The organism is Corynebacterium sp. UMB8791, assembly GCF_054166365.1.
Genome location: NZ_JBSZCG010000013.1, coordinates 1 through 379 on the forward strand (window position 1 = coordinate 1; position 379 = coordinate 379).

1 pseudogene is annotated in these 379 nt (G+C 51.7%); it reads left to right on the forward strand.

From position 1 onward, the window contains the following. Window positions 1-379: pseudogene (locus ACXIUA_RS00315) on the forward strand (formate dehydrogenase-N subunit alpha); the annotation flags it as partial.

The window sequence follows — 379 nt, forward strand, 5'->3', positions numbered from 1 at the left end:
CTACCAGCCTGCCAGGTTATCTGACGCTGCCGTCAGAAAAACAGGTTGATTTGCAGTCGTATCTGGAAGCGAACACGCCGAAAGCGACGCTGGCTGATCAGGTGAACTACTGGAGCAACTATCCGAAGTTTTTCGTTAGCCTGATGAAATCTTTCTACGGCGATGCCGCGCAGAAAGAGAACAACTGGGGCTACGACTGGCTGCCGAAGTGGGACCAGACCTACGACGTCATCAAGTATTTCAACATGATGGACGAAGGCAAAGTCACCGGTTATTTCTGCCAGGGCTTTAACCCGGTTGCGTCCTTCCCGGACAAAAACAAAGTGGTGAGCTGCCTGAGCAAACTGAAGTACATGGTGGTTATCGATCCGCTGGTGAC